This window comes from Streptomyces boluensis (genome assembly GCF_009908195.1).
In the GTDB taxonomy this organism is placed as follows: Bacteria; Actinomycetota; Actinomycetes; order Streptomycetales; family Streptomycetaceae; genus Streptomyces; species Streptomyces boluensis.
The window spans coordinates 1-7,587 of the sequence record NZ_JAAAHS010000371.1; the positions used below are offsets into that span (position 1 = coordinate 1).

Here is a 7,587-nt window from a genome sequence, read left to right on the forward strand (position 1 = left end):
CGCCCAAGCACCGCACCCCCCTCCGTCCCCTGGTCCGCGCTCCGCGCCGCCGGCCAGACCAAGGCCGCCGACCTGCTCGCCGCCGAACTCCTCGGCGGCCGGATGAACGACGTCGACTGCGCCCGCGTCGAGCACGCCTGGACGTCCGCCCAGGGCGACCCCGCGGCGCGCGAGGCCTTCGTCGACACCGTCGTGAGGCAGGGCGCCGCGGCCTGGACGCATCCGTCCGGCAGCCGGGACCTGCCCGCCCGCGCCGCCACCCACGACCTGCTCGTCGGCCAGGTCAGGATCGGCCGGTTCGCCGCGGACCCGCGCAACCCGTACGCGGTACGCGGTGTGCAGGCCGCCCTCGACCCGGCCGTGCTCGGCACCTCGCTGCTCGCCGTCGGCCCGTCCGGGGCGGGCAAGACCGAGCGCCTGATGCGGCCGGTCACCGAGGGCCTCGCGCTGCGCGCCCTCACCGGCCAGGCCGCGGTCGTCGCCGTCTGCGCGGCGGGCACACCGCTCGGCCCCGACGACGCGTACGACGTGGTGGTCAGGCCCGGCGACCCGGCCTCCGCGCACGACCTCGACCTGTACGCCGACTGCGCCGACCCGGACGAGGCCGCCGCCTTCCTCGCCGAGGGCCTGGTCGGCGACCTCGACGCCGTCGACACCCGCAGGGCCGCCACCGCGCTCGCCCAGCTCCTCGGCCCGTACAGCGCGGCGCACGGCCACTTCCCCGGCCTGCGTGAGCTGCGCGCGCTCCTCGAAGGCGAGCCGGCCGCCCTTGACGCGCTCAGGGCCGAGCTGGGCGACGGTGCCCGGCACGCCGGAATGCGGCGCGAACTCGACGCCCGGGTACGGCAGTCGGGCACACCGGGCGACCCCTGCCCCGCCCTCGCCGACCGGATCGCGCTGCTCGACCGGCCCGCGTTCGCCGGGTTCTTCGGCAACTCGGGGGAGGGGCGGCCGTTCTCCATGCGGGCCGTCGCGCACCACCCGCTGCGGGTCCGGGTCGACCTGCCCGAGCACGGCCACGAGGAGGCCTCGCGGCTGCTCGCCCGACTGCTGCTCGCCCAGTTCACGCACGTCGTACGGGACACCTCCGGGCGTACGCACTTCGCCTGCCTGGTCCTCGACGACGCCACCCGCACCCTCACCGCCGAGAGCGTGCGGGCGGTGCAGCGGCTGCGGTCGAGGAACGCGGGCGTCGTGCTCGGGCTGCGTACCGTCGGCGACGTGCCCGAGCAGCTCCAGGGGCCGCTGTACGCGGCGGTCGGCTGCCGGATGGCCTTCTCCGGAGTGACCACCTGGGACGGGCGGCGGTTCGCGGAGGCGTGGGGCACCGAACGGGTCGAGACCAAGGAGGTCGCGCAGCACACCGTGTTCGCCGACCAGCCGGGCACCCGCGCCCTGCACGCGCTGCGCAAACTCGTCACCGGGCGGGCCGTCACCACCGACGCGGTCACGGTCCGCGAGGTCGAGCGGGAGCGCTGGTCGGCCTCCGACCTCGCGCACGCGGTGCCGCCGGGCCACGCCGTCCTCTCGCTCAGCACGGTGGAGGGCCCGTCGGCCCCGCCGCACCTGGTCGACCTGCGCGACTGACGCACCGGGCGGGCCCGCGCACCTGACGCAAGGGAGCAGGCCCGATAGAGGGAACGCGTCCGCCCGCGCAAGGCCACACACGGAATCGCCACGGAGCTTCCATACGGTGAGGCAGAATTGATACAGGTCGTTCATACAGGGCGGCCAAAAGATCCCGTTCGATCCCGAACAGGCATCTCTGCGCCTCACCGACGGAAGCCCCGAAGATCCCATGCCGCCGACGCTCGCCTCGCTCGTCCAGCACTCCGCGCTCAAACTCACCGTGCGCGCGGGGGAGGACCGGCTCGACACCCCCGTGCGCTGGGCCCACGCCAGCGAGCTCACCGACCCCGTGCCGTACATGGAGGGCGGCGAGCTGCTCCTGATCACCGCCCTCAAGCTGGACGCCGAGGACCCGGAGGCGATGCGCGGCTATGTGCGGCGCCTGGTCGGCGCGGGCGTCATCGGGCTCGGCTTCGCGGTCGGCGTGCACTACGACGAGATCCCCGACGCCCTCGTACAGGCCGCGCGGGAAGCGGATCTGCCGCTGCTCGAAGTACCGCGCCGCACCCCCTTCCTGGCCATCGTCAAGGAGGTCTCGGCGGCCATCGCGGCGGACCAGTACCGCTCGGTCACCGACGGCTTCGCCGCCCAGCGCGAACTCACCAAGCAGGCACTCGGCGGCGGCCCCGAAGGGCTCCTCACCGCGCTCGCCGCCCAGGTCGACGGCTGGGCCGCGCTCTACGACGCGTCCGGCGCCGTCGTCGCCACCGCCCCCGAGTGGGCCGCCCGCCGCGCGGCCCGGCTGACCGGCGAGGTGGAGCGGCTGCGGGAGCGCCCGTCGCCCGCCAGCGCCCTGATCGGCGGCGCCGAGGACCGCGTCGAGCTGCACTCCCTCGGCACCGGGCGGCGCCCCCGCTCCGCCCTCGCCGTCGGCACCGCCGCCGCGCTCGGCACCGCGGAGCGGTACGCGGTGCACTCCGCCATCGCCCTGCTCACCCTCACCACCGAGCGCTCCCGCTCGCTGCACGCCGCCGAGCAACGGCTCGGCGCCGCCGTCCTGCGCATGCTGCTCGCCGGGGAACCCGACCACGCCCGCACCGTCGCGGGCGAGCTGTACGGCGGGCTGCTCGACGCCCCGTTCCGGCTGCTCATCGCGGAGACGGCACCGGCGCACCCCCGCAACCACGGCGGCGCCGCCGCTCCGGAGGGCACCGGCCCCGACCCGCTCGCCGACCTCGCGGACGTCGTCGAGGCGGCGGCCGCGCGTGCCGGTGAGGCCGTCCTCGTCGTACCCGACGGCGGCAGCCGGCTCGTGCTCCTCTTCGCCGACGGCGGCGCCGCCGCCACCGCCTGCCTGCAGCTCGCCGCCCTCGCGGACACGGCGCGCGCCGAGGGCCGTGAGCAACAGGCCGCCGACGCCGAGCAGTTGGTCGCCGGGATGTCCGCACCGGCAGGACCGATCGCCGCCGCGACCGCGTACAAGCAGGGCGAGCAGGCCCTCTCGGTCGCCCGGCGCCGCGGCCGCACCCTGGTCGAGCACGAGGAACTGGCCGCGGGCTCGGTCCTCCCGCTGCTCGCCGACGACGCGGTACGGGCCTTCGCCGACGGCATGCTCCGCTCGCTGCGCGAGCACGACGCGACCGGCCGCGGCGACCTGGTCGCCTCGCTGCGTGCCTGGCTCTCCCGGCACGGCCAGTGGGACGCGGCCGCCGCCGACCTGGGCGTCCACCGGCACACGCTGCGCTACCGGATGCGGCGGGTGGAGGAGATCCTGGGGCGCTCCCTGGACGACCCGGACGTACGGATGGAGCTGTGGCTCGCGTTGAAGGCGACGTCGACGGCAACAGACTGACCCACCGGGGCTCCGCCCCAGGCCCCCGGCGGCCCCTGGCCCTGCCCCGCAAGGCCGTCGCCCGACTGCTGCGCCGTCGTGGCTGGTCGCGCAGTTCCCCGCGCCCCTACGGGGCCCTGCCATTCCGGCACCAAGTCGACCCCAACCCCTCCACCCCGTACAAGACGCAAGCGCAGCCCTCGGACCTACCGTGGTGGCAGACCCCCAGAAACAACCGCGAAGGGCCGGGCCTCCATGACCGACACCACTGCCTTCTGGCTCGCCGGCCGCCAGGCCACCGGCGACGCCACCTTCGATGTCACCTCCCCCTGGGACGGCCGCACCGTCGGCCGCGTGAGCGTCCCGAGCGACGCGCAGGTCGAGGAGGCCGTGGCCGCCGCGTACGCGGTGCGCGACACGTTCTCGGCGACCCCGGCGCACGTCCGCGCCGCCGCCCTCGACCACATCACCAAGCGCCTGGTCGAGCGCACCGAGGAGATCGCCCAGCTGATCTCCGCCGAGAACGGCAAGCCGATCAAGTGGGCCCGCGGCGAGGTCGGCCGCGCCGCCTCCGTGTTCCGCTTCGCCGCCGAGGAGGCCCGCCGCTTCAACGGCGGCGAGGCTCAGCGCCTCGACACCGACGCGGGCGGCGTCGGCCGGCTCGGCCTCACCCGCCGCTTCGCGCGCGGAGTGGTCCTCGGCATCGCGCCGTTCAACTTCCCGCTGAACCTGTGCGCCCACAAGGTCGCCCCGGCCATCGCCGTCGGCGCGCCGATCATCCTGAAGCCCGCCCCGGCCACCCCGCTCTCCGGCCTGATCCTCGGTGAGCTGCTCGCCGAGACGGACCTGCCCGAGGGCTCCTGGTCGGTGCTCCCGGTCGCCAACGACAAGATGCCCGCCCTGGTCCAGGACGAGCGCCTGCCCGTCATCTCCTTCACGGGCTCCGACAAGGTCGGCTACGCGATCATGGACTCGGTGCCGCGCAAGCACCTCACCCTGGAGCTGGGCGGCAACGGCGCCGCGGTCGTCCTCGACGACTTCGCCTCCGACGCCGACCTCGACTGGGCCGCGAGCCGTATCGCGACCTTCTCGAACTACCAGGGCGGCCAGTCCTGCATCGGCGTCCAGCGCGTGATCGCCGACGCCGCGGTGTACGACCGGCTCCTGCCGCGCGTCGTCGCCGCCGTCGAGGCGCAGGTCACCGGTGACCCCTCGGACGAGGCCACCGAGGTCGGCCCGCTCGTCGACGAGAACGCCGCCAAGCGCGTCGAGTCCTGGGTGGACGAGGCCGTCGCGGCCGGCGCCACGCTGCTCGCCGGCGGCAAGCGCGAGGGCGCCAGCTACGCGCCGACCGTCCTCGCCGACGTGCCCGCCGACGTCACCCTGGCCCGCGAGGAGGTCTTCGGACCGGTCCTCACGGTCACCAAGGTGGACGGCGAGCAGGCCGCGTTCGACGCGGTCAACGACTCCAAGTACGGCCTGCAGGCAGGTGTGTTCACGCACGACGTGCAGCGCGCCTTCCGCGCCCACCGCGCCCTTGAGGTGGGCGGCGTGATCGTCGGCGACGTGCCCTCGTACCGCGCCGACCAGATGCCGTACGGCGGCGTCAAGCAGTCCGGAGTCGGCCGCGAGGGCGTCGCCCACGCGATGGCGGACTACACGTACGAGCGGATCCTGGTTCTGACCGGCCTGGAGCTGTAACCCGTACGTCCACGAGAAGGCGGCCGGAACCTGTGCGGGGTTCCGGCCGCTTTCGCGTTCCCGGACCTGGTCCCGCCCCCGCTGGCTACTGACAATCATTTTCATGTAGGGTCCGGGTCATGGCTGTTCCCAAGCGCAAGATGTCCCGTTCCAACACTCGCCACCGTCGCTCGCAGTGGAAGGCGACCACACCGAACCTGGTACCGGTCTTCCTCGACGGCCGCGCCCACCAGGTCCCGCAGCACCTGGTCCGCGCCTATCAGCGGGGGTTGCTCACGCCTGAGGAGTGACGGGGCGCGCGGGCGGCGTTGGGCCGTACGCGGCGACTCGCCTGGTGCTGATCTCCGTATGCGGGTACATACGTCCGAGTGGCACCGGTCGGTGACGAGCCGTCGGTGAGGACCCCGATCCGCGGCGAGGTGAGCTCCTCATGACCGCAGTAACCCCAGAGCAGCCGAAGGTCTCCGAGCGCGAGGCACGGCAGGTCGCCGAGGCGGCCCGGGAACAGGACTGGCGCAAGCCCAGCTTCGCCAAGGAACTGTTCCTCGGGCGCTTCCGGCTCGACCTGATCCACCCCCACCCGCTGCCCGCGGACGAGGACGCCCGGCGCGGTGAGGAGTTCCTCGCCCGGCTGCGCGACTTCTGCGAGACGAAGGTCGACCCGTCCCGCATCGAGCGCGAGGCGAAGATCCCCGACGAGGTGATCAACGGGCTCAAGGAGCTCGGCGCCCTCGGCATGAAGATCGGCACCGAGTACGGCGGCCTCGGCCTCACCCAGGTCTACTACAACAAGGCCCTCGCCCTCGTCGGCTCCGCCAGCCCGGCCATCGGCGCGCTGCTCTCCGCCCACCAGTCCATCGGGGTGCCGCAGCCGCTCAAGCTGTTCGGAACGCAGGAGCAGAAGGACACGTTCCTGCCCCGCCTCGCCCGCAGCGACATCTCCGCGTTCCTGCTCACCGAACCGGACGTCGGCTCGGACCCGGCCCGGCTCGCCACCACCGCCGTACCGGAGGATGGGGGCACCTCCCGCTCGAGCGGAGCCGAGAGTGGGGGATCGTACGTCCTGGACGGCGTGAAGCTGTGGACCACCAACGGTGTCGTCGCCGACCTCCTCGTCGTCATGGCCCGGGTACCGAAGTCCGAAGGACACCCCGGCGGCATCACCGCGTTCATCGTGGAGGCCGCCGCCGAGGGCGTCACCGTCGAGCACCGCAACGCCTTCATGGGCCTGCGCGGCCTTGAGAACGGCGTCACCCGCTTCCACCAGGTTCGCGTCCCCGCCGCGCACCGCATCGGCCCCGAGGGCGCGGGCCTGAAGATCGCCCTGACCACCCTCAACACCGGCCGACTCTCGCTGCCCGCGATGTGCGTGGGCGCCGGAAAGTGGTGTCTGAAGATCGCCCGCGAGTGGTCGGCGGAGCGCGAGCAGTGGGGCAGGCCGGTCGCGTTCCACGAGGCCGTCGGCGCGAAGATCTCCTTCATCGCGGCCACCACCTTCGCCCTCGAAGCCGTAGTCGACCTCTCCTCGCAGATGGCCGACGAGGACCGCAACGACATCCGCATCGAAGCCGCCCTCGCCAAGCTGTACGGCTCCGAGATGGGCTGCCTGATGGCCGACGAGCTGGTCCAGATCCGCGGCGGCCGCGGCTTCGAGACCGCCGACTCGCTCGCCGCCCGCGGCGAACGCGCCGTCCCTGCCGAGCAGTTGCTCCGCGACCTGCGCATCAACCGCATCTTCGAGGGCTCCACCGAGATCATGCACCTGCTCATCGCCCGCGAGGCCGTCGACGCCCACCTCAAGGCCGCGGGCGACCTCATCGACCCCGACACCTCCCTCGGCGACAAGGCGAGGGCCGGCGCCCGCGCAGGCGGCTTCTACGCCCGCTGGCTGCCCAAACTCGTCGCGGGCCCCGGTCAACTCCCGCGCTCGTACGCCGAGTTCCACCCGGCGGGCCACCCCGACCTCGCCACCCACCTGCGGTACGTGGAACGCACCTCCCGCAAGCTCGCCCGCTCCACCTTCTACGCGATGTCCCGCTGGCAGGGCCGGATGGAGACCAAGCAGGGCTTCCTCGGCCGGATCGTCGACATCGGCGCGGAACTCTTCGCGATGAGCGCCGCCTGCGTACGCGCCGAACTCCTGCGGTCCACCGGCGACCACGGCCGCGAGGCGTACCAGCTCGCCGACGCCTTCTGCCGCCAGTCCCGGCTCCGTACCGACGAACTCTTCGGCCGCCTCTGGTCCAACACCGACGACCTCGACCGCACGGTCGTACGCGGCGTCCTGTCCGGCACGTACGCCTGGCTGGAACAGGGCGTCGTCGACCCCAGCGGCGAAGGCCCGTGGATCGCCGACGCCACCCCGGGGCCCAGCACGCGCAAGAACGTGCACCGGCCGATCCGCTGAACCCACGGGGGCGCGGCGGGACGCGCGCGGCGCGGTGGGTAGCGTGCACCCGCCGCGCGATCAGGGAGAAGCCATGACC

The 7,587-nt window shown here is 73.7% G+C and carries 5 protein-coding genes; all 5 read left to right on the forward strand.

All coding sequences use genetic code 11. From position 1 onward, the window contains the following. On the forward strand, positions 1 to 1,587 hold a 1,587-nt coding region (locus GUY60_RS31065), incomplete at its 5' end, for a type IV secretory system conjugative DNA transfer family protein (protein ID WP_512700845.1). 211 nt (positions 1,588 to 1,798) lie between these two features. Further along, positions 1,799 to 3,421, forward strand: coding sequence for a PucR family transcriptional regulator (locus GUY60_RS31070; protein ID WP_161703872.1), 1,623 nt, complete (start codon positions 1,799 to 1,801; stop codon positions 3,419 to 3,421). 234 nt (positions 3,422 to 3,655) lie between these two features. After that, a complete protein-coding gene (locus tag GUY60_RS31075) occupies positions 3,656 to 5,101 on the forward strand; it encodes an aldehyde dehydrogenase family protein (protein ID WP_161703874.1) in 1,446 nt (481 codons plus the stop codon). 119 nt (positions 5,102 to 5,220) lie between these two features. Continuing rightward, the gene (gene rpmF / locus GUY60_RS31080) at positions 5,221 to 5,391 is read left to right on the forward strand and encodes a 50S ribosomal protein L32 (RefSeq protein WP_161703876.1); all 171 of its coding nucleotides are present in this window, start codon (positions 5,221 to 5,223) and stop codon (positions 5,389 to 5,391) included. A 140-nt stretch (positions 5,392 to 5,531) separates the two neighbouring features. Further along, positions 5,532 to 7,508: an acyl-CoA dehydrogenase family protein gene (locus GUY60_RS31085; protein ID WP_161703878.1), complete on the forward strand. Its 1,977-nt coding sequence runs from the start codon at positions 5,532 to 5,534 to the stop codon at positions 7,506 to 7,508. Positions 7,509 to 7,587 lie beyond the last annotated feature (79 nt).

What these genes read in the sequence shown, in the direction of transcription:
- GUY60_RS31070 (WP_161703872.1), top strand. Translation starts at nt 1,799, where the DNA reads ATGCCGCCGACGCTCGCCTCGCTCGTCCAGCACTCCGCGCTCAAACTC.
- GUY60_RS31075 (WP_161703874.1), top strand. Translation starts at nt 3,656, where the DNA reads ATGACCGACACCACTGCCTTCTGGCTCGCCGGCCGCCAGGCCACCGGC.
- rpmF (WP_161703876.1), top strand. Translation starts at nt 5,221, where the DNA reads ATGGCTGTTCCCAAGCGCAAGATGTCCCGTTCCAACACTCGCCACCGT.
- GUY60_RS31085 (WP_161703878.1), top strand. Translation starts at nt 5,532, where the DNA reads ATGACCGCAGTAACCCCAGAGCAGCCGAAGGTCTCCGAGCGCGAGGCA.